This window comes from Sorangium sp. So ce185 (genome assembly GCF_051526825.1).
Lineage (GTDB): Bacteria > Myxococcota_A > Polyangia > Polyangiales > Polyangiaceae > Sorangium > Sorangium cellulosum_D.
This window is the reverse complement of the sequence record NZ_CP150316.1, coordinates 13,786,341-13,807,610: the sequence shown is the minus strand read 5'-3', so window position 1 is coordinate 13,807,610 and position 21,270 is coordinate 13,786,341. Positions and strand designations below refer to the sequence as shown.

At 74.9% G+C, this 21,270-nt stretch carries 14 protein-coding genes; 11 read left to right on the top strand and 3 right to left on the bottom strand.

Annotation, left to right across the window (positions count from 1 at the left end; all coding sequences use genetic code 11):
• Positions 1 to 888 precede the first annotated feature (888 nt).
• The 9 genes from WMF26_RS51085 to WMF26_RS51045 all read left to right on the top strand — a co-directional run bounded on the left by WMF26_RS51085 (position 889) and on the right by WMF26_RS51045 (position 10,173).
• Positions 889 to 1,914: a hypothetical protein gene (locus WMF26_RS51085; RefSeq protein WP_437998617.1), complete on the top strand. Its 1,026-nt coding sequence runs from the start codon at positions 889 to 891 to the stop codon at positions 1,912 to 1,914.
• Positions 1,915 to 2,019: 105 nt separating this feature from the next.
• Positions 2,020 to 2,616 carry a tRNA isopentenyl-2-thiomethyl-A-37 hydroxylase MiaE gene (gene miaE, locus WMF26_RS51080; RefSeq protein ID WP_061623067.1) on the top strand — a complete coding sequence of 199 codons (597 nt, stop codon included), beginning with the start codon at positions 2,020 to 2,022 and terminating at the stop codon, positions 2,614 to 2,616.
• 9 nt (positions 2,617 to 2,625) lie between these two features.
• Entirely contained in the window at positions 2,626 to 4,089 is a 1,464-nt protein-coding gene (locus WMF26_RS51075) for a hypothetical protein (protein WP_437998616.1), read from the top strand.
• Positions 4,090 to 4,338: 249 nt separating this feature from the next.
• On the top strand, positions 4,339 to 4,821 hold the full coding sequence (locus tag WMF26_RS51070) for an ATP synthase F0 subunit B (RefSeq protein ID WP_437998615.1): 483 nt from the start codon (positions 4,339 to 4,341) through the stop codon (positions 4,819 to 4,821).
• Entirely contained in the window at positions 4,818 to 5,840 is a 1,023-nt protein-coding gene (locus WMF26_RS51065; RefSeq protein ID WP_437998614.1) for a F0F1 ATP synthase subunit B family protein, read from the top strand. The genes WMF26_RS51070 and WMF26_RS51065 overlap by 4 nt, the downstream gene beginning before the upstream one ends.
• Positions 5,837 to 6,379 (top strand): ATP synthase F1 subunit delta, encoded by a 543-nt coding sequence (atpH, locus tag WMF26_RS51060; protein ID WP_437998613.1) that lies wholly within the window; start codon positions 5,837 to 5,839, stop codon positions 6,377 to 6,379. Before WMF26_RS51065 ends, atpH begins: the two co-directional genes overlap by 4 nt.
• Positions 6,380 to 6,495: 116 nt before the next feature.
• Positions 6,496 to 8,397 (top strand): F0F1 ATP synthase subunit alpha, encoded by a 1,902-nt coding sequence (gene atpA / locus WMF26_RS51055; RefSeq protein ID WP_437998612.1) that lies wholly within the window; start codon positions 6,496 to 6,498, stop codon positions 8,395 to 8,397.
• 6 nt (positions 8,398 to 8,403) lie between these two features.
• Positions 8,404 to 9,372 carry an ATP synthase F1 subunit gamma gene (atpG, locus tag WMF26_RS51050; protein WP_061625193.1) on the top strand — a complete coding sequence of 323 codons (969 nt, stop codon included), beginning with the start codon at positions 8,404 to 8,406 and terminating at the stop codon, positions 9,370 to 9,372.
• A gap of 195 nt (positions 9,373 to 9,567) precedes the next feature.
• A complete protein-coding gene (locus tag WMF26_RS51045) occupies positions 9,568 to 10,173 on the top strand; it encodes an L-threonylcarbamoyladenylate synthase (protein ID WP_063823771.1) in 606 nt (201 codons plus the stop codon).
• 523 nt (positions 10,174 to 10,696) lie between these two features.
• On the opposite strand, the gene WMF26_RS51040 is transcribed toward WMF26_RS51045, so the two are convergent.
• Both WMF26_RS51040 and WMF26_RS51035 read right to left on the bottom strand, forming a co-directional pair.
• Positions 10,697 to 11,632, bottom strand: coding sequence for a DNA-methyltransferase (locus WMF26_RS51040; protein ID WP_437998611.1), 936 nt, complete (start codon positions 11,630 to 11,632; stop codon positions 10,697 to 10,699).
• A complete protein-coding gene (locus tag WMF26_RS51035) occupies positions 11,629 to 12,537 on the bottom strand; it encodes a penicillin-insensitive murein endopeptidase (RefSeq protein ID WP_437998610.1) in 909 nt (302 codons plus the stop codon). The genes WMF26_RS51040 and WMF26_RS51035 overlap by 4 nt, the downstream gene beginning before the upstream one ends.
• 304 nt (positions 12,538 to 12,841) lie before the next feature.
• Here WMF26_RS51035 and WMF26_RS51030 point away from each other — a divergent pair, with 304 nt between their 5' ends.
• Entirely contained in the window at positions 12,842 to 14,419 is a 1,578-nt protein-coding gene (locus WMF26_RS51030) for a hypothetical protein (RefSeq protein ID WP_437998609.1), read from the top strand.
• Between the two features lie 217 nt (positions 14,420 to 14,636).
• Here WMF26_RS51030 and WMF26_RS51025 read toward each other — a convergent pair whose 3' ends face one another.
• The gene (locus tag WMF26_RS51025; RefSeq protein WP_437998608.1) at positions 14,637 to 15,638 is read right to left on the bottom strand and encodes a hypothetical protein; all 1,002 of its coding nucleotides are present in this window, start codon (positions 15,636 to 15,638) and stop codon (positions 14,637 to 14,639) included.
• Here WMF26_RS51025 and WMF26_RS51020 point away from each other — a divergent pair.
• Positions 15,598 to 21,252 (top strand): cellulose synthase, encoded by a 5,655-nt coding sequence (locus tag WMF26_RS51020; protein WP_437998607.1) that lies wholly within the window; start codon positions 15,598 to 15,600, stop codon positions 21,250 to 21,252. The genes WMF26_RS51025 and WMF26_RS51020 overlap by 41 nt on opposite strands.
• The last annotated feature ends 18 nt before the right edge of the window (positions 21,253 to 21,270 follow it).

Below are 21,270 nucleotides of genomic sequence, written 5' to 3'. Positions count from 1 at the left end.
CGCTGCTCTGAAGTCCGCTCCACGAAAATAGGTTTCGGGGGCGACCGAAGAAACCGTCGCCCCCAACTTATCCACAGGTCTCCCAGCGAGGACTCGCCTCTAACTTCTGGAGATCACTGTGTTATTCTGAATGTAATCGAACGGCGTGTCGACTTTTCAACAGTCCGCCCACGTCCGCTTCGCCCTCGGGAAATCGTCCGCATGCCTCCATGGAATGCGGGGGGATGGTACGGCCCCACTGCACCGGCGCTCGGCTCGGCATCCGCCGAGCACACCGATCGAGGTGGGGGTGCAACCGTCGCGTCGAGGTCCATTGCATTGGAAGACAGATCGGCACAGCCGTCCCCCATACCGCCTCACAGAGCTCGGTAGCCCGCAGCGCCCCTTTCGGGGCCACCCTTTGGAGGACCCGGTGCGGCGCAGGACCGCCCCGAGGACGAATCCGAGGTAGCACCGGGTGAGTCCGGGCGTCTATGCCCAACTGCGAAACCTGACTCAAGTATCGAACTTCATTGGCTTAATTTCAGTCCCCGGCGCACTGCGAAAACAGCTTCGCGGCCCCCGCGCTCTGCCCTCCGGACACCAGGCGCCAAAACTCCCGACGCGGGTCGGTGATTTTCACGACGCGCTCACGATTGCAGAGCAAAACCCGCTCATCTCGTCGTCAAGAGGCTAAAGGTAGCTGATTTTCCAGCTTTTTTGGGAACGCGGAGGTCGTCCAGCACAGACCGACCGGCGCGAGGCGTTCTCGGGGGGCCGAGAATTTGTCCCCAGGGCCTCGGTCTGAGGTATGGCGAAGCGATGCGGTCGGGGATCCGGTTGACAAGGGGGGCCCTCCTGGCGCAGCGGCCGTCGCGCCGGGCGGCGTCGACGACCGCCGCGCGGGCCATGGCCTTCTCCGCTGCGGGCGCGCTCGCGCTGGCGGCGGCCGCGGGGCCGGCGGCGGCCGAGGAGCTGCCGCCGCAGCTCGCCTACGCCTACGGAGAGAACGAGACGCCCCGCGCCGCGGCCCTCGGCGGCGCGCTGCGCGCCCTCGGGAACGGGACGTCGGCCATCTTCCTGAACCCGTCCGCCATGGTGGAGACCCGCGTCTACCACCTCCAGGCGCTCTTCCAGGGCAGCCCGGAGGCCGAACGCCACGCCTACGGCGGCGTCGTCGTCGACTCGGTCACGGGGAACCTCGCGGGCGCGCTCTCCTTCGTCGGGGGCTACGTCGACATGGGCGAGGGCGGGCTCAGGCGCTCCTACCTCGACGCTCGGGCGGCCCTCGCCTACCCGATCACCGATCGCATCTTCGTCGGGGTCACCGGCCGCTACGCCAAGATCACGCAGGACGGCACCCTCGGCGGGCGGTGGCTCGACGCCGGCCCGGTCTCCGGCGGCCTGCGCGACAAGGACGACGCCGTCGTGAGGACGAACGCGGCCGGCGAGGCCGAGAGCGTCCCGGTGGGGCGCCACTCCTTCGTCAACGAGTTCACGTTCGACGCCGCGCTCACCGTCAAGGCGACCGACAACCTCTACATCGCCGCCGTCGGGCAGAACCTCACCTTCCCGGACCACGGGCTGCTCCCCACGACCGTCGGCGGCGGCGTCGGGTTCGGCACCAACGACTTCTCGATCGAGGTCGACGGGCTCGCCGACCTCCACTCCTACCGCGAGACCTCGTACCGCCTCATGGCGGGCGGCGAGTACCTCGTGGCCGATCGCTTCCCGCTCCGCGCCGGCTACCGCTTCGACCAGGGCGCGGGCCAGCACGCGCTGTCGCTCGGCGCCGGCTACGTGGGCACCCAGTTCGCCGTCGAGGGCACCGTGCGGCGGGCGCTCGCCAGCGGAGGACCCACCACGTTCGTGGTCGGGCTCTCGTACCACCTCGAGTCGAGCGGGCTGACCCGCGCGCAGTCCGAGGGCCTGTAGCCCGCCTCCGTCGCGAGGGCGCCGCGCCGGTGCGCGACGGCTGGCCGCCGCCGCCGCCCGCCTCCCCCTTCTCGCCGCGCCGCGCCTGCTCTAGGTCGGCCCTGCGTGCTGTGCCTGACCCTACCGACCGATCCACGCTGGGCTGACGTGGCGCTCGCCGACCTGCCGGCGCTCCTGACCGACCACGCCCACTGCGAGATGAAGGCGGCGTCGAACGCGCTGTCCCTCGCCGCGCGCTGGCCGTCGATGCCGCGCCTCGCGCGCGCGCTCGTCGACCTCGCCGAGGAGGAGCTCCGGCACTTCCGCGCGCTGCTCGACGTGATCGAGCAGCGCGGCCTCGCGCTCGGCAAGCCGGAGACCGACGTCTACGCGAGCGAGCTGCGCAAGGCGGCCTCCACCACCTGCGCGCGCAACGCGAAGGCCGCCCTGGTCGATCGGCTGCTCGTCGGCGCCATCATCGAGGCCCGCTCCTGCGAGCGCTTCCGCCTGCTCGCCGACGGGCTCGCCGCGCGCGCGCACGAGCTCGCGCCGCTCTACGAGGAGCTCTTCGCGTCCGAGGCGCGGCACTACCGGACCCTCGTCGATCTCGCCGTCGAGGTCGCCGGCGACGAGGTCGCGACGCGGGCGCGGCTGGCCGAGCTCGCGCGCGCCGAGGGCGAGATCGCCGGGCGGCTCGGCACGGCACCCGCGGTGCACGGGTAACGGGGGTAGATGCGCATGGAGATCGATCTGCTCCGCCTCGATCGGGACGTCGCTCGAGCGGCGCGCGCGCTCCGCGCGGCGCTCGGCGACATCACCCGGCGCGGTACGGCCCCGCCCGCCGAGGACGAGGGCGGCCCGAGCGCCGCCGAGGCGCGGGCCCGGCTCGAGAACCCGCTCGAGCCGTTCCGGCGCGCCAGCGCGCGGTCGACCTACCTCGAGCTCACCGGCAAGACCCCCGGCCTCGGCGCGGAGCTCGGGCTCGCGAGCCCGACGGCGGCCGCCGCGCCGGACCCGACCGGCCTCGCGTCCCCGCTCGCCGACTGGGTCTACACGCTCACGCTGGAGCGGGTCGTCTGGCCCGACCGCGTCCGGCTCGCCGCCGCCTGGCACGCGGCGTCGCTCACGATCGATCTGCCCGAGCCGGCGCGGGTGTCGCCGCGCGAGGCGCGGCTCCGGCTGCTCGCCGATCCGACCGACGCCGGACGGCAGACCTTCGCGGAGGTGCTCGCCCGCGGATCTGGCGCGGTCGCCGACGCCGCGCGCATCCTCGTCGAGCGGCGGCACGAGGCGGCGCGGCTGCTCGCGGAGGAGGGCCTGCGCGCCATCGAGATCCCCTGCGACCCCCCGGACGCCGCGATCGCCGCCGCCGAGGCGCTGCTGCGCCGGACCGAGTCGATGATGGAGCGCGCGCCGACCTGGTACGGCGCGCTCGGGCGCGCCGTCGGCCGCGACGCGGCGTCGGGGTGGCCGGCGCGGCTCGGCCCGCGGTGGATCGAGGAGCTGTTCCGCGCGACGAAGCTCACCGAGGGCCTCGCGATCGATCTCGGGCCGCTGCCGCGCCCGCTCGGCGCCGCCTCGTTCGCGCGCGCGCTCGCCCGCTTCGGCGCGGCGCTCGCGCGAGCGTCGGGGCGCGGGCCGTTCGCGCTCGCCCGCGCGCCGTTCGATCTCCGCGAGGCGCGCCGTGCCGCGCTGTTCGGCGGCCTCGTCGCCGATCCCGTCTTCTGCGCCCGCGCGCTCGGGCTCGGCCGGGGCCGCGCGCTCGATCAGGCGCGCGCGACCGCGCGGAGCCTCCTCCTCTCGCTCCGCCTCGACGCCGCGACCGTGGCGCTCGTGTTCCGCTCCGGCCAGGACGGAGGCGGGCACGTGCTGCTCCGGGGCGCGCGGGACCGCAGGGATCGCTTCGAGGAGGTGACCGCGCGCGCGCTCGGCGCGCCGATCCCGGGAGCGCTCGCCGGGGTCCTGCCGGCGCTCGATCCCGGCGCGGCCGCCCGCCTCGCCGGGGCGGTCCTGGCCGCGCGCGATCGCCGCGATCTGATCGAGCGCTTCGACGAGGACTGGTTCCGCAACCCGCGCGCGGCCGAGGCCCTCCGCGACGACGACGGCGCGCCGAGGTCGACGGCGTCGCGGCGCGCGAGCGAAGCCGATCTCGAGGCGGGCCTCGGCGAGCTCGCGCGCGCGCTCGCGAGCCTCTAGCGTCCGGTCCAGCGCGCAAAAAACGCGCGCTCGGAGCGGCCCGATCGCGCCGGCGAGCGGGCGCATCGAGCGGCGAACGCGAGCGGCGCGCAAGCGCTGCGCGCCGCGAAGAGGCGGGCCGGCGGCCCTGCCGAGAGCCCTTCCAGCTTTGACTGACACGTGCTAGGTGCCGGCTCGCGAAATCGCCCCCCTCCGGGGCGCGCGGCGAGCAGCTCCCGCTGCGCCGCCCTCGTCGCCGAACAAGCACCCGTGAATCCGAACGCAATGCACCCTCTCCTCGCGTCCGGCGCCAGCGCCATCTCCGTCGACTTCGATCTGACGTTCCTGGCGCAGGTCGTCCTGTTCTCGACGTTCGTCGTCGTGCTCAAGCCGCTGCTGTTCGATCCGCTGCTCCGCGTCTTCGAGGAGCGCGAGCGGCGCACCGACGGCGCCAAGCGGGAGGCGCGCGAGATGGACGAGCGCGCGGGCGAGCTGCTCACCCGCTACGAGGCCGAGATCGAGAAGGTCCGGCGCGAGGCCGGGGTCGAGCGCGAGCGGCTCCGCGCCGAGACCGCGAAGATCGAGGCGCAGATCATGGCCGAGGCCCGCGCCGAGACGGCGCGCATCCTCGAGGACGGCAAGGCGAAGATCTCGGCCGAGGTCGCCCGCATGCGCGGCGAGCTCGCCGCCGCCCAGCCCGCGCTCGCGGCGGAGATCGCCGCCAGCATGCTCGGCCGCGAGGTGCGCCAGTGAAAAAGACGCTCCGCCGCTCATCGCTCGCGCTCGGCCTGGCCGCGGCGCTCACCGCGGGCACGGCGCTCGCGCAGCAGCCGGCCGCGCAGCCGCAGCCCGCCGCCCAGCCCGGGCTGCCGCCCGGGCACCCGCCCGTCGGCGCGCAGCCGGCGCAGCCCGGCGCGGCGCAGCCCGGCGCGGCCCAGCCGACGCCCCGCCCGCGCGAGGCGCAGCCCGGCCGGCCGCTCGGCCCGGGCGGGCGCCCGCTCGTCCCGGGCCACGGGCTCCGGCCGCAGCCGGGCATGCAGCGCGCGCGCACCGCGCCGCCGGAGACCACGGAGCACGCCTCGCACGGCGAGGAGCACTGCCCCGGCCACGGCCCGACCGATCCGCCGCCCCACGTCAACTGGTGGCACGGCCTCATCGGCGTGAACAACGAGGCGGCCGCGAAGGGCGGCATCAACGCGCTGCTCTGGCGCTACCACAACGAGCAGAACCCCTGCGATCCGAAGAACGAGCCGCCGCCGTTCCTCGCCTCGGTCCTCAACGTCAGCCTCCTCGCGTTCATCATCTACCGCTTCGGGCGGAAGCCGATCGCCGAGGCGCTGAAGAAGCGCAAGCAGACGATCACGCAGGAGCTCGACAACGCCTCGCGCCTCAAGGAGGAGGCCGAGACGCGGCTCGACGAGTACGAGGACAAGCTCACGCGGCTCGAGGAGACGCTCGCGGAGCTCAAGGCCGAGCACGCGGCGCAGGCCGAGCGCGAGAAGGCCCACGTGCTCGCCGAGGCGGAGCAGCGCCGCGTCCGGATGCGGCGCGACGCCGAGTTCCGCATCGAGCAGGAGCTCAAGGCGGCGCGCGTCCTGCTCCTCCAGGAGGCGGTGCAGAGCGCCGTGGCCGCGGCCGAGGAGCTGCTCCGGCAGCGCGTCGGCCGGGAGGACCTCGAGCGGGCCAACGAAGAGTACCTGAAGGCCATCCCCGCGGCCGTCTCCGCCGGCGCGACCCGCCGCGGGGCCCAGACCACCGGAGCAGCGATATGAGCTACGAGGCCGTCGCCCGACGCTACGGGCGCGCGATCTTCGAGATCGGCAAGGAAACCGGCACCCTCGCGGCCCTCGCCAGGGAGATCGGCGACGCCAGCGCGACCTACGGGGCGAGCGAGGAGCTCCGCCTGGTCCTCGACAACCCGCTCATCCCCGAGGCGCAGCGCGAGGAGCTGCTCCGCGAGATCGGCGCCCGCGCCGGCTTCTCGGAGGTGACCAAGAACACGCTGCTGCTGCTCGCGCGCAGGCGGCGGCTCGCGGCGCTGCCCGAGATCTCCCGGCAGCTCGCGCTGCTCGTCGATCAGGAGCAGAACGTCGCCCGGGCCGTGGTCACGAGCGCGGGCCCGCTGACCGGCGATTACCTCGACCGCCTCCGGGCCGAGCTCGAGAGGGCGACCGGCCGGAAGATCTCGATCACCCACAAGCAGGATCCCTCGCTCATCGCGGGCGTGGTCACCCAGATCGACGATCAGGTGATCGACGGCAGCCTCCGGACCCGGCTGTCGGCGTTCCGTGAAAACCTGCTCCGAACCTGAGGGGACGCGAACACGCACCCCTGTTTCCCACGAGGTCGGGGCTCGGCGTTCGCCGACCCCTTGACCTTGACGACGTTGACTCCGAAGCCCAAGCGTCTCCGGACAGAGGACTCCGCATGCAGCTCCGCGCCGAAGAGATCTCTCAGATCATCAAGAAGCAAATCCAGAACATCGACAAGGCCGCCCAGGTCACCGAGACGGGCACCGTGCTCACGGTGGGCGACGGCATCGCCCGCGTGCACGGCCTGAGCCGCGCCATGGCCGGCGAGCTCGTTGAGTTCACCGGCTCGGAGGGCGCCAGCCTGATGGGGCTCGTGCTGAACCTCGAGCAGGACAACGTGGGCGCCGCCATCTTCGGCGATACGAGCCTCATCAAGGAGGGCGACGCCGTGAAGCGCACCGGGCGCATCATGGAGGTGCCCGTCGGCGAGGCGACCCTCGGGCGCGTCGTCAACGCGCTCGGCATGCCGATCGACGGCAAGGGGCCGCTCGAGACGAAGGAGCGCCGCCGCGTCGAGGTGAAGGCGCCCGGCATCATCCAGCGCCAGCCGGTCACCGAGCCGATGCAGACCGGCATCAAGGCGATCGACGCGATGATCCCGGTCGGCCGCGGCCAGCGCGAGCTCATCATCGGCGACCGGCAGGTCGGCAAGACCGCCGTCGCGGTCGACGCGATCATCAACCAGAAGGGCAAGGGCGTCATCTGCGTCTACGTCGCGATCGGCCAGAAGCTGTCGACGGTGCGCCAGGTCGTGGACAAGCTCGATGCGCACGGCGCGCTCGAGTACACGATCATCGTCGCCGCGACGGCGAGCGAGACCGCGCCGCTCCAGTTCATCGCGCCGTACACCGGCGTGACCATCGGCGAGTACTTCCGCGACAGCGGGCGCCACGCGCTGTGCATCTACGACGACCTGTCGAAGCAGGCGGTCGCGTACCGCCAGCTCTCGCTCCTGCTCCGCCGCCCGCCGGGCCGCGAGGCGTACCCGGGCGACGTCTTCTACCTCCACTCCCGGCTCCTCGAGCGCGCGGCGAAGATGGCCGACATCTTCTACGTCGTCACGAAGGGCACGAAGATCGAGGGCGGCGACCCGGCGTACCGCGGCGTCGACGGCAAGTCCCACGTCGGGGCGCACGGGATGCACTCGGCGAAGGACTCGCTCTGGAAGACGGTCGACGCGGCCCTCTTCGAGAAGCTCGAGCAGGCGCGCAAGGAAGAGAAGAAGGACGAGATCAAGAAGCTCGAGCAGCAGCTCTCGGACAAGGCGAAGGCGAGCGACTACGAGATCGTCCGCGATCCGAAGTCGGGCGGCTCGCTCACGGCGCTGCCGGTCATCGAGACGCAGGCCGGCGACGTGTCGGCGTACATCCCGACGAACGTCATCAGCATCACGGACGGGCAGATCTTCCTCGAGGCCGACCTCTTCTACTCCGGCGTCCGCCCGGCCATCAACGTCGGCATCTCGGTCAGCCGGGTCGGCGGCAACGCGCAGATCAAGGCGATGAAGTCGATCGCCGGCACGCTCCGCCTCGACCTCGCGCAGTACCGCGCCATGGCGGCGTTCTCGCAGTTCGCCTCGGACCTCGACGCGAAGACCCGCGCGCAGCTCGAGCGCGGCGCGCGCCTCACCGAGATCCTGAAGCAGGGCCAGTACGTGCCGCTCGCCGTCGAGAAGCAGATCCTCATCATCTACGCCGGCACGCAGGGGCTGCTCGACGACCTGCCGGTGAGCTCGCTCGCGCGCTTCGAGGACGAGCTCTACAAGTTCGTCGAGGGCAAGCACCCGCAGATCTTCGCGGACATCCGGGAGAAGAAGGCGCTCGACGACGACCTCAAGTCCCGGATGACGAAGGCGATCGAGGCCTACAAGAAGCGGTTCGTGGTGGACGCGCGCGGCGCCTCGGCCGGGGCCGCCGCGGAGGCCGCGGACGACGCGGGCGACGAGGACGAGGAGGCGCCGGCGCCCAAGGCGAAGTCGAAGAACGGGAAGAGCGCCTCGAAGGCCAAGGAAAAGTAGGCAGCCGTGCCCAGCCTCAAGTCCATTCGCAAGCGGATCTCGAGCGTCAAGTCGACGCAGAAGATCACCCGCGCCATGAAGATGGTCGCGGGCGCCAAGCTCAACAAGGCGCAGCAGCGCATCACCGAGCTCCGGCCCTACGCCGTGAAGGTGCAGGAGGTGCTCTGGCAGATCACGCGCGATGCGGTCGCGGCCTCCGCGGCGGAAGCGGCCGCGGCGGCGGGGACCGGGGCGGAAGGCGAGGCGGGCGCGCTCGCCGGGCGGGAGGGGGCGGCGCATCCGCTGCTCGTGACCCGCCCGGAGCGGCGCGTGCTGCTCCTCGTGCTGACGAGCGACCGCGGGCTCTGCGGCGCCTTCAACACGAACATCAACAAGCGCGCCGAGCGCGAGTGGAAGAGCCGGACCGAGGCCGGCCAGGAGGTCCAGCTCGCGATCATCGGCCGCAAGGGGCGCGACTACTTCAACCGCCGCAACGCGCCCATCCTCGAGTACCTGCCCGGCGTCTGGGACAAGCTCAGCCTGGAGACGGCGCAGGCGGTCGGCGCGAAGATCCTCGCCCCTTTCAACAAGGGCGAGATCGACGCGATCTACCTCGTTTACAACGAGTTCAAGAGCGCGATCACGCAGACCGTCGTCGTCGAAAAGCTCCTGCCTGCCGGCGGGGCGGCGCAGGAGCAGGCGGACGCGGGCGATCACGCCTCGCCCGGGGCGGCCGCGGAGTTCCTCTACGAGCCGGACAAGGGCGCGCTCCTGGAGCGGCTCGTCCCGATGTACGTGGACATCTCGATCCTGCGCGCGCTCTACGAGTCGATGGCCAGCGAGCTCGGCGCGAAGCTCACGGCGATGGACGCCGCGAACAAGAACGCCAAGGAGATGATCGACACCCTGACGCTCGAGTACAACAAGGCGCGTCAGGCGGCGATCACCAAGGAGCTCATGGAGATCATCGGCGGCAGCGAGGCGCTCAAGGAGTAGCGCCGCGCGTCCGCCGGGCCTGCCGGGCCCGGGACGGCTGCCTCGCGGCCGTCGCCGGCCTGCGGCCGGCTCGCCTCTCGGGGCGTCGCCCCGCCCTCTTCCGTCTCAGCAACCGCTCGTCGGCCCGGCAGCGCTGGTCGCTCCTCGCGGCCAGCACTGGCCGAACCGCCCGGGCGACCCCATGGTGTCGGTCCCGTGCTCCAGCCCATCAACCCCGATCATCCGGAGCCGCGCAAGATCGCGCGCGCAGTCGACCTGCTGAACAAGGGGGAGGTCATCGGCTACCCGACCGACACCGTGTACGGGCTCGGGTGCGACCTGATGAACAAGCAGGCGATCGAGCGCGTGTACCAGATCAAGGGGATGCGCCAGAACAAGAACCTCGCGTTCATCTGCCCCGATCTGAGCGACATCGCGCGCTACGCGATCGTCGAGAACCAGGCGTACCGGCTCCTCAAGCGCTACCTGCCGGGGCCGTACACGTTCATCCTGCCCGCGACGCGCGAGGTGCCGAAGTACGTGCACCTCAAGCAGAAGACGGTCGGCATCCGGGTGCCGAACCACCCGGTCGCGCTCGCGCTGGTCCGCGCGCTCGGGCGGCCGCTCATCAGCACCACCGCGGCGCCGCCGGGCGAGGATCCGATCATCGATCCGGGCGAGATCGACGACCGGTTCCCGGGGCTCGCGCTCGTGCTGGACGCCGGGACCGGCGGGTCGGTGCCGACCACCGTGATCGACCTGAGCCAGGGCGACGTGCAGGTCGTCCGCGAGGGGGCGGGGCCGACGGACGAGCTCGTCTGAGGCGGAGCCAGGGGGCGCGCGGGGATCCGAGCGGATCGGCCCCCTGGGAGGGAGGCGGTCGCGCGGCACGGCGCGGGGGCCCCGCCGAACTCGCCTGGAACCTCATCCGTCCGGCGCGAGCGCCGGACGAATGAGGTTCCAGGCTCAGACATCGGCCCATCCCCCGCGCCGTGCCGCGCGACCGCCTCCCTCCCAGGGGGCCTGCGGTCCTAGGGGGGAAGCCGGGCGAGGCGGTTGCAAGGGTTGATGCAAGCGTTGAAACGGGCTTCTCGGTGGGCGAGTTGGCCATTTCAAGCCTTGAGATGGGTCACTGGGCGGCCGAGTTGGCCATTTCAAGCCTTGAGATGGGTCACTGGGCGGCCGAGTTGGCCATTTCAAACCTTGAGATGGGTCACTGGGCGGCCGAGACGGCACTTCAAGCGTTGAAAGAGGCGGCTGCGCCTTGAGGCGCGGCCTTGCAAAGGGGCGACGCCGCGGCTGAGCGCGATCCGTGCGTCGCGCCAGGACCTCCCGACACGCGGAGCTACGGCTCAGCCCCATCGCGAAGCGCTTCGGGCACCTCGAGCAGGCTGTACGCGATCCCCTCCCGGTCGAGCCGCTCGCGCGCCGTCGCGAACGCGAGCTGGCTGCGGTCGCCGCCGACGAAGCGGCGGCCGAGCCGCGCCGCCGCGACGAGCGTGGTGCCGCTGCCGCACATGAGGTCCGCGACCGTCGCGCCAGGCGCGGACGAGGCGCGGACGATGCGCTCCAGGAGCCGCTCCGGCTTCTGCGTGGGGTAGCCGGTGCCCTCGCGGCGCAGCGGGGTGTTGGCGACCATCCCGGGGATGTCGGTCCACACGCTCCCGAGCCGGCGACCCTCGTCGGCATAGTACCGGTACGCCTTCCCGCCGAGGACCCGCTCGCGGTAGAGCCGGCCGTCCTCGTCGCGGTGCTTGAAATGCATCGCGAGGCTCGTCTCGGCGAACGGCTCGCGGAGCATCGGATCCGCGGCGTTGTAGACCACCTGGCCGCGCTCGCTCGCCGCGCGGGCATAGAGGAGGATCGTCTGGTGCGTGACCGAGAACCCGCGCGCGCCACGGCCGCCGTTGCCCGGCGCCCAGATGATCTCGCCGAGGAACGCGCCGCGGCCGAAGAGGCGATCGCACGCGACCTTCGCGTCGTGGACCGCGCGGTGATCGAGGTGCAAGTAGAGCGTCGCGCCCTCGGACATGCGATCGCGGATGGCCTCGAGGCGCGGGGCGAGCGTCGCGACGAGCGCCTCGGCGCCGGCGCGATCGTCGTAGGCGTCCGGGCCGCTCTCCGGCCGGCGACGCCCGCGCGCCTGCCCGCGCGCCGCCCGCGCGGCCATCGTCGTGCCGACGCCGAAGGGAGGGTCGAGGTAGACGAGATCGAACCGCACGTCGGCAGGGAGCGCCGCGCAGACGTCGGCCGCGTCGCCCAGGGCGAGGAGGTGGCTCACAGCGCGCTGTCGGGGGCGGCCACGCGGGAGCCCGCAGCGGCGCCCCCGGGCAGGAGGTCGTCGAGGATCGCAGCGGCGAGGTCGACGTCCGGCGGCGGGACGAGCTGCGGTACCGCAGGCAGCCACGGCCAGTACGGGCCGCCGCCGAGACAGCCGGAGAGGAACGCGTCCGGCGTGCACGCGACGCGGAGGTGGAGGTGATCGGCGTGCGCCGTGCTGTCGCCCGGCTGGAGCAGCACGCTCTCGGCGACCCAGACGAGCTCCGGGTCCTCGCCGAGCGCGCGGGCGTACTCGATGATCAGCGCCTCGAGCCAGCGGGCCACGAAGAGCCACTGGACGTGCGCGTCGGGCGAGCGGACGAGCGACTTCACGAGCAGCCACTCGCGCTCGACGTCGAGGCGGACGTACTCGTCCGCGCCGGACGACGCGGACGACATCGGCGCCTCGCCGCCGCCGATCCGCGCGAGCCCGTCCGGCCCGAAGTCGATGAAGCCGGGCGAGCGCACCGGGCGGCCGTCCGGGGTGAGCGCGTAGAGCAAGAGGTCCGCGTCGCGCCCGGTGCGGTGCGACCGGTGCCCACGGGCGGCGCCGCCGTAGCGCGCGGAGAGATCGCCGACGAGGAGCGGCTCGCCGCCCGGCCGCGCCCGCGCCACCTCGGCGGCGGCGCGCTGGACGGCGGCGACCAGCCCGGCCGTCCCCCACCGGACGCCGTTGCTGCGGAGCAGCCGGTAGCCCTCGCCCTGCCTCGGGAGCTCGACGGCGTCGGTGATGACGCCGTGGTGCGGCACGCCGATGGAGCCGCGGAGCGCAGGGGCGAGCGGCGTGGGAGACGCGCCGACGCAGGCCGCGCAAGAGAGCGCGACGAGCGACAGCAGGAACAGGGTGAGGAGGGCACGGCTTCGCATGACGAGACGACGATCGGACGCGCCGCCGGCCCCCGCCGCGCCGGCCCGCGCTTGCGGCCCGCGGCGACGCCCCGGCGTCGCTCCTGCCGCGATACCCTCGCCGGCGCCGGAGGGAAAGTTCTCGAGGACGCGGCCCCGCCCGCCGCGCCCGCGCGCTCCGGGCCGGCAGCAGGGGCGGGGCCGGACCCGCGCCGCAGCAGGGGCGGCGCCGGACCCGCGCCGCAGCAGGGGCGGCGCCCGTCCGGCGCGCGCCCCCTCGCGCCCCCTGCCCTCACGCCGCGATCAGCGCTAACACCCACCGCCCATGGAGCCCAACCACCGCGCCCCCCAGGGGAACACGAGCGCGGATCGACGCCCGCCCACGCAGGATCGACGCCCGCCCACGCCGACGGGGGATCGGCGGCCGGACGCGGAGGAAGAGCCCGAGGGCGTCGCCTGGAAAGGGGCGCTCGCCGTCGCGCTCGTCGTCGGTGGCCTCGTCGTGTGGCGCGCCTGCTCCACCCCGGATCGCGCCGCGAGCGACGCCGCCGCGCGGCCCGGCGCGAGCGCCGCGGCGCCCGCGGCGAGCGATCCGGCCGACCCCGCGGCGGCGCCGCAGCCGTCTTCGCCGCGCTGCGCGGCCGCGGGCGCGGCGCCGTTCGTCATCGGCGACGCGCCGCCGGCCCCGCGCGCGCCCGACGGCGCGGGGGGCGGCGAGGCGGAGGGCGCCGAGGACCTCGCGCCGTTCGCCGTCGAGGTCGGCCGCGGGACGACGTTCTCCGGCGGGTTCGCCGTGGGCGCGCAGCGGGAGGCGGAGGGCGGGACCGTCGCGATGGTGGCCACGCTGTCGGCCGACGGCGCGCAGGGGAAGCTCGTCCGGCTCGCGCGATCGCGCGGCGACATGGATCCGCCGGTCGTCACCGGCGCGGGCGGCGCGATCCTCGCCGCGATGCTCGAGCCGAACGCCGGCGGGCGCGCCATCAAGGTCGCCAGGATCGAAGGGGAGCACGTCACCTGGGGGGCCGAGCTCGCCGAGGGGCGCGACGAGTCGCTCGCGCTCGACATCGCGGCGTCCGGCGAGCGCGCGGTCATCGTCTGGGACGACGTGACCCGCGACGGCAAGCGGTCGCGGATCATGCTCGCCTCCGCCGACGTGGGCACGCTGCGCTCGGTCACCTCGGCCCGCCCCGTCTCGCAGCCGAGCACCGACGCCGAGATGCCGCGCGTGATCGGCCGGCCCGGCGGCTACTGGCTCGCGTACGTCGCGCGCGCCGAGGAGCCGGCGCGAAAGGCCGCGGAGAAGCCGACCGACGGCAACGAGGACACCGAGGCGGCGGGCGAGACGATCACCCACCAGTGGCTCGAGGTGGTCCCGCTCGACGAGGCCGGCGCGCTCACGTCCACGCCGCGCGCGATCACGCCCAAGGACGGGCACGTGCTCGCGTACGACCTGACGCTCGCCGGCGACGACGGCCTCCTCCTGGCCTTCCGCGACGACGACACCCCGAGCGGCTCGATCGGCGGGCGCATCAGCGCCGTGCTGGCGCGGCTCGGCGGCGCCAGCGAGCCGCGCGTGCTCGTCGGCGGCGATCGCGAGCAGGACGCCCCGCCGGAGGCGGCGCTGGGCGTGGGCGCCGGGGTCCCGGCGCTCCTCCCCGGCGTCCGGGGGCAGGGCGACGGCGCCGCCGCGTGGCTCGCGATCGCGAACGCCTCGGGGCCGACGCTGCTCGCGGCGCTCACCGCGCGGGGCGAGCTCGCCGGCGGGCTGCACGCGGAGCCGGCGCTCGGGCGCGGCGAGCCCATCGCGGCCTCCCAGGAGGCGCTGCTCGTGGCGCACCCGGCCGGAAAGGCGATGAAGCTCGGGCTGCTGCGCTGCGGCTCGACAGCCCCATCCAACAAGTAAACCCGCGCCGGATCGGGGAGCGCGCCGGCGCTCGAAAGAGGAGCGCGCGTGGCTCGCGCAGGCACCTGGACTGTGGATTGAGGGCGCGTGGATGTGTAGCATCCGCGACGGTGGCCCACGGGGACGATCCGCAAGAGGGAGCGTCGCGCCGGCCTGGCTTGCCCAGCTTGCCCGGAATGCCGGACCAAGCTGGCTGGGAAGCCAACGCCGACAACGCTCAAATGACGCGCGCGAGCGCGCAACCTTTGTCCGGCGCGAAGACGCTGCTCGTCGGCACAGGCACGCCGAAGCTCGGCGCGCTGCCGAACGCGAACGCGCCGCCGGGCGGTGAGCCGTCGCCGGGCGCGAGCGCGCCGGCGACGGCGACGCCGCTGCCGAACGCCAGCGCGCCCGCGACGGCGACGCCGCTGCCGAGCGCGAACGCGCCCGCGACGGCGACCCCGCTGCCGAACGCCAGCGCACCCGCGGCCGCGAGCCCGCTGCCGAGCGCGAACGCGCCGGCGACCGCGACCCCGCTGCCGAGCGCGAACGCGCCGGCGACCGCGACCCCGCTGCCGAGCGCGAACGCGCCGGCGACCGCGACCCCGCTGCCGAACGCCAGCGCGCCCGCGACCGCGAGCCCGCTGCCGAACGCGAACGCGCCGGCGACGGCGACCCCGCTGCCGAACGCGAACGCGAGCGCGCCCGCGACCGCGAGCCCGCTGCCGAACGCGGGCGCGGGCGCGCTGCCGCCGCCGAACCCGCTGCCGCCGCCGAGCGTGCCGCCGCCGGGACCGAACCGGACGCCGGTCCCGAGCGCGCCCCCGCCCGTACCGAGCCGGCCGCCGCCGCTGATCCGCCGCAAGGACGGCAGCGTCGCGACCGGCCCGCTGCCGCCGCCGCTGGCGCCGCCGTCGAGGCCACCGCCGCCGCTGCCGAGCAGCGCCCCCAAGGCGCCGGCGTCGGCGCCCGGCTCCACCCGGACCGGCGCTCCGCCGCCCGCGCCGCGCGGCGACGTGCCGCCGCCGGCCCGCGTGCCGCGCGTCCCGGGCCAGCGGCCGCCGAGCCCGAACCGCCCTCCCGGCAAACCGGCGCCGGGCTCGCAGCCGGGCGCGCCCACCCAGACGTCGCCGGCGACCGTCAACTTCGACGCGAGCACGACGCCGATGCCGATCTCGGTCGACCCGACCGCGACGCCGATGCCCATCTCCGTCGAGCCGAGCTCGTCGCCGACGCCCATCTCGGTCGAGTCGATCGAGCCGATCGCGGTGCTCGAGCCCGCGCCCGACTCGGCCGCCGCGCCGGCGCCCCCGGCTGCGCCCGCGCCGGCCGCGCCGTCGGCTGCGTCCGCAGCGTCCGCGCCGGCCGCTCCGGCCGCGCCGTCGGCTGCGTCCGCGCCGGCCGCTCCGGCCGCGCCGGCTGCCCCGCCCGCGCCCCCCGCTGCGTCCGCTCCAGCCGCCGCGTTCGCGCCGGCCGCCCCGCCCGCGCAGGCCATCCCGCCCGCGACTGCGTCCGCGCCGGCCGCCGCGCCCACGCCCCCCGCCCCGCCCGTCCAGCAGCCGTCTCCGGCGACGGCGCGCTCGGCCGCCAGCCCGCCGGCCCCCGCGACGCCGCGCTCGGCCGCGAGCGCGCCCGCGCCGGCCCCGCAGAGCCCTCAGGCCGCGCACATCGCCGCGCCGGACCCCGTCGCGGAGCTCCAGCAGCGCGCCGAGCGGCTCAAGGCCAGCGATCCGGTCGGCGCGGCGCGCGCCCTCGTGGAGCTCGGCATCCACGAGGAGCGGGTGCTCAGGGACACCGCCGCCGCGCGCCGCTCCTACGAGCAGGCGCGGCAGCTGTCCCGCACGCTCGAGCCCGCGGTCTCGCGCGTCCATCGCCTGCTCAACGCGCGCACCGAGCTCGCCTTCGCGCTCGAGGTCGTCGAGGACAAGCTCCGCGTCGCGGACACCGACGCCCTCCGGGCCGACCTCCTCGCCGAGCGGGCGCGCCTGCTCCAGGCGCTCGGTCGCACGTCGGAGAGCTGCGACGCCTTCACCGAGGCGCTGCGGCTCGTCCCGCTCCACGCCGCGTCGCTGCGCGGGCTGGAGATCGCCCTCCGCCGCGAGAGCGCGCGCGGCTCCGAGCAGGCCGGAAAGGACCTCGCGGCGCACCTCGATCGCCTCGCCGAAGCCTACGCCCCCGGGCGCGGGCGGCCGGACGGCGACGCCCAGCTCACCGCCTGGGTCCACGTCGAGCGCGCCGCCGTCCTCGATCGGAAGCTCCACAAACCGGAGCTCGCCCTCGCGTCCCTCGAGGGCGCGATCGCGTTCGATCCAGGGCCCGGCCCCGTGCGGGAGGCGCTCCGCCGCCACCTCGTGCACCACGACGGCATCGTCGGCCTCGTCAGCGCGCTCTCCATGGAGGCCGAGCACGAGCGCGACGACGAGCGCGCGTCGCGGCTGCTCTACACGGCGGCGCGGCTGCTCATCGACAAGATCCGCTCCCCCGCCGACGCGGTGCCGCTCCTGACGCGCGCCTCCTTGCGGGCCCCGTCCGGCTCGCCGACGGCGCGGCGCGTGGTCAGCGAGCTGATCCGCCTGCTCGAGGCGAGCGGCGCGCTCGAGCTCGCCGCCAGCGTGCGCCAGAAGGAGCTCGCGCTCCTCACCGACAACGAGGCGATCGTCCACGAGCACGTCCGCCTCGCGGAGCTCTACGACACCCTCGGCAACGCGGAGCAGGCCGCCCTCCACGCGACGCGCGCGCTCGCGCTCGACCCCGAGGACAGCTCGACGCGGGAGCGGCTCGACCGCGCCCTCCAGCGCCTCGGCCACCACGCCGAGCGCGTCGAGGTGTGGACCGCCGTCGCCAACGCGGACCGGCCCACGCACGTCCGCGTCGCGGCGCTCCTCCGCGCCGCCGACATCTCCGAGCACCACCTGAAGCGGCGCGACGAGGCGCTCGCCATCCTGCGCGCCGCGTGGGCGATCGACCCGGGCAACGGCTCCGTCTTCGACGCGCTCTCGGCGCTGCTCGCGCCGGATCCGCTCGCCGTCGAGGAGGATCCGCGCGGCGTGCAGGCGCGGCTCGACCTCTACACGCAGGCCGCCAGCGCGACGGACGACCCCGCGCGCAAGATCGGGCTGCTCGAGAAGCTCGTCTCCATCTGGGAGGACGAGCTCGCCCAGCCCGCCCGCGCCATCGAGGAGATCGAGAAGATCCTCGAGATCGACCCGGAGCGGCGCGCCGCGATCCTCGCGCTGCAGCGCAACGCCATGCGCGCGGGCGACGCGCAGCGGCTCGCGCGGGCGCTCTGCGCCGAGGCCAACCTCACGGGCAGCCCGGTCCAGCAGCGCCGGCTCCTCCTGCGCGCCGCCGAGGTCACCGAGCTCAAGCTCGGCGACCGCGATCGGGCCTCGTCGCTCGTCGACCGCACGCTCGCGATCGATCCGGCCGATCCGGACGCGCTCCGCGCGCGCTTCCGCCTCGACGAGCGCGCCGGCCGGTACGAGGAGGCGCGGCGCGCGCTGGTCAAGCTCATCCAGCGCGACCCCGCGGCAGACGCGGCGTTCAGCCTCTGGATCGAGGTCGCGTCGCTCGACGAGCGGCGCCTCAAGCGGCCGCACAGCGCCGTCGAGTCGTACCGGGAGGCGGCGCGGAAGCGGCCGTCGCACCCGCTGCCCCGGATCGAGATCGCGCGGCTCCTCCGCGAGACCGGCAACTACGAGAAGCTCGTCGAGGTGCTGAGCTCGCTCGCCGACGAGGCGCAGCGGCCCGACGACCACGCCCGGCTGCTCTTCCAGGCGGCCGAGGTGCAGGAGCTCGCGCTCGGCCGCGATCAGGACGCGCTGCGCCTGCTCGCCCGCGCCGACGCCGCGCTCGCCGGGAGCCAGCCCGATCCGGCGATCCTCGACGCCATGGAGCGCATCTACGTGCGCGCCGGGGGCGCCGGCTTCGGCGTGGGCATCGGCGCGCCCGCCGCGCACCGGCCGACGACCGGCGCGCGCGCGCCCAGCCTGCCGGGGATGTCCCACTCCATGATCGCGAGCGAGCTCGCGGGGCTCTACGCGCGCTGGCTCGAGCGCAAGCCGCCGGCGCTCGTCGATCACGCGCTCCGGATCTCCCTCGCGCTGGTCCTCGCGGAGAACAGCCCGCGCCAGGCCATCGAGATCCTGGAGGGGCTCGTCGCCGTCGTGCCCAACCACGTCCCCGCGCTCCGCATGCTGGAGCAGCTCTACCGGCTGCTCGAGGCGCCGACGTCGCTCGCGACCGTCCTCCGCGCCGAGGCCGAGGTGTTCACCTCCGCGTCGGCGCGCGGCGGCGCGCTCTGGGAGCTCGCGTCGCTCGAGGAGCAGCTCGGGCCGGGCGCCGCGCTCGAGGCGCTCGCGCGCATCGTCAAGGAGGCGCCGCGCGACGCGGCCGCGCACCTGTCGATCCTCCGCATCGCCGGCAAGAACGGCCCGTCCGATCCGGCCGGGGCGCGGGTCGAGGCCCTCTTCGCCAGCGCCATCCGCGACAGCCGGGAGCTGACCGCCGATCCCACCGCGCGCGCGCTCTACTTCATCGAGGAGGCGCTCCTCGCGGAGGCGCAGGCCGACGCGGACCCCGCCGCCGCGCGCGCCGCGCTCGCCGGCTTCCAGAGCGCCCTCGCGCTCTGGCCGGAGAGCCTCCTCGCGGCCCGCGGGCTCGACCGGCTCGCGCAGCGCCTCGGCGATCGCGCGAGCGTCATCGCCGCGCAGCTCGCGCTCGCCGACCTCGTCCTCGGCGAGCCCGCGCGGGCGATGCACCTCGTGCGCGCGGCGGAGCTCACCGCCGAGGAGGCGTCCCCCGAGGGCGCGGCGCGCGCGCTCGAGCTGTACGAGAGCGCGCTCCGCGCGGACCCGGGCTGCGTCGCCGCGGCGCGCGCGCTGGCCCAGCGGCTCGCGGGCGACCCCCAGCGGCTCACCGACCGCCTCGGCGAGGCGCTCGGCAAGGCCACGAGCCGCGAGGCGATCTCGCTGCTCGGCACCGAGATCGCCCGGTCGGTGCTGCAGCACCACGGGCGCCCGGGCGCGATCGACCCGGGCGTGGGCATCGCGGCCGTCCGGCGCGTCATCGCGACGATCCCGAACGACGCGTCGGCGCAGCTCCTCCTCGCCCGGCTGCTCACCGCGCAGCGCGTCTGGCTGGAGGCGCGCGACGCCCTGAAGCGCGCCGTGGGCGCGGCGGCCGACGCCGAGACGAAGATCGCGGCGCAGTTCCTGATCGCCGATCTGTACGAGGGGCCGCTCGCGAACCCGGCGCTCGCCCAGGACGCGCTCCAGGCGGTCCTGTCGATCGACGCGCAGAACCGGCCCGCGCTGGAGCGGCTGCACAAGCTCGGCGTCGCGCGCGGCGATCACGCGCTCGCGCTGCGCGCGCTCGGGCGCCTCGTCGAGCTCTCGACCGACCCGGGCGCGCGCGTCGAGGCCGCCCTGCGCCTCGCCGACGCCTACCGCGACGCCGGCGACAACGCGGGCATGGTCCGCACGCTCTGCGAGGCGATCGTGAGCTCGCCGAGCAGCGACACGCGCGGGTGGACGGCGCTCGCCCGCCTCTACCGCGTCGACACGAGCGAGGGGGCGGCGGCGTACGCCAAGGCGCTCGCGCAGCTGATCGAGCTCGCCGGCGCCCGCCGGGTCTCGCCCGATCCGCGCTGGCTGACGACGCTCGGCCTGCTCGAGTCGACCCTGCTCATCCGGCCGCGCGACGGGCTCGCGCACCTCCAGCAGGCGGTCGCCCTCCCGGGCGCCCCGCCGGAGTCGCGCACCGCCCTCGGCCGCGGCCTCGAGGCCGCGGGGCGCAACACGGAGGCGGTCCAGGTGCTGCGGGACGTCCTCACGTCCGACGCGGAGGTCTTGACCCGGCTGCCGGATCTCGGCCCCGCGCTCGCCGCGCTCGAGGCCGCGCTCGCCAAGGACGGGCGCGCCGAGGAGCGGGTCACCGTGGAGGAGGTGCGCGCCTGCCTCGGCGAGGTGTCGCCCGACCGCATGGCCCGGCTCAGGGGCCGGCGCGTGCCCTCGGAGGCGCCGTACGCCGGGGCGTTCGCCGGCCCCGAGATCGGCCGGCTGCTCCTGCCGGAGGCCCGGAGCCCGTGGATCGACGTGGCGCTCGCGATCGCGCCGATCGCCGCCAAGGCGATCCGCTTCGAGCTGAGCAACCTCGGCATCAGCTCGCGCGAGCGGGTCAGCCCGCGCGACAACCACCCGACGCGGCAGCTCGCCGAGCGGGTCGGCCGCGCGCTCGGCATCGAGGCGTTCGAGCTCTACCTCGTCCCGTCGTGGCAGGGCGCCGCCCGCGTCTTCCCGGGCGATCCCCCCGCCATCGTCGCGCCGACGTCGTTCACCGAGCTGCCGGAGCTGGAGCAGACCTTCGCGCTCGCGCGCCTGTTCGCGCGGGTCGCGGTCGGCTTCACGTTCCTCGACGAGATCCCGGCCGAGGCCACCGACGGCCTGCTGCTCGCGTCGCTCCGCACGATCGACCCCGGCTTCGGCTCGGGCGCCGTCTCGCCCGCGCGCGAGCACGCCACCCAGCAGATGCTCCCCGGCGTGCAGCGGGCGATCGGCCGCCGGCAGCGCAAGATGCTCGAGGAGGTCGCGTCGACCGTCAACGTGTCCTACGACGCGCGCGCGTTCGTCATCGGCCTGCGCCGGAGCGAGTACCGCATCGGTTACCTGCTCTCCGGCGACGCGCTCGCCGCGATCGACTACCTCCGCCGGTACGATCGCGACATCGCCCGCTCGACCGAGGAGCCGCGCCTGCTCCTGCAGCACCCGGTCGCGAACGAGCTCCTGCGCTACGCGCTCTCGGCCGACGCCTACGCCGAGCGCCGCCGCGCGGGCTCGGTGTGGCCGGCCGTCTAGACCTCACCACCTCATCTC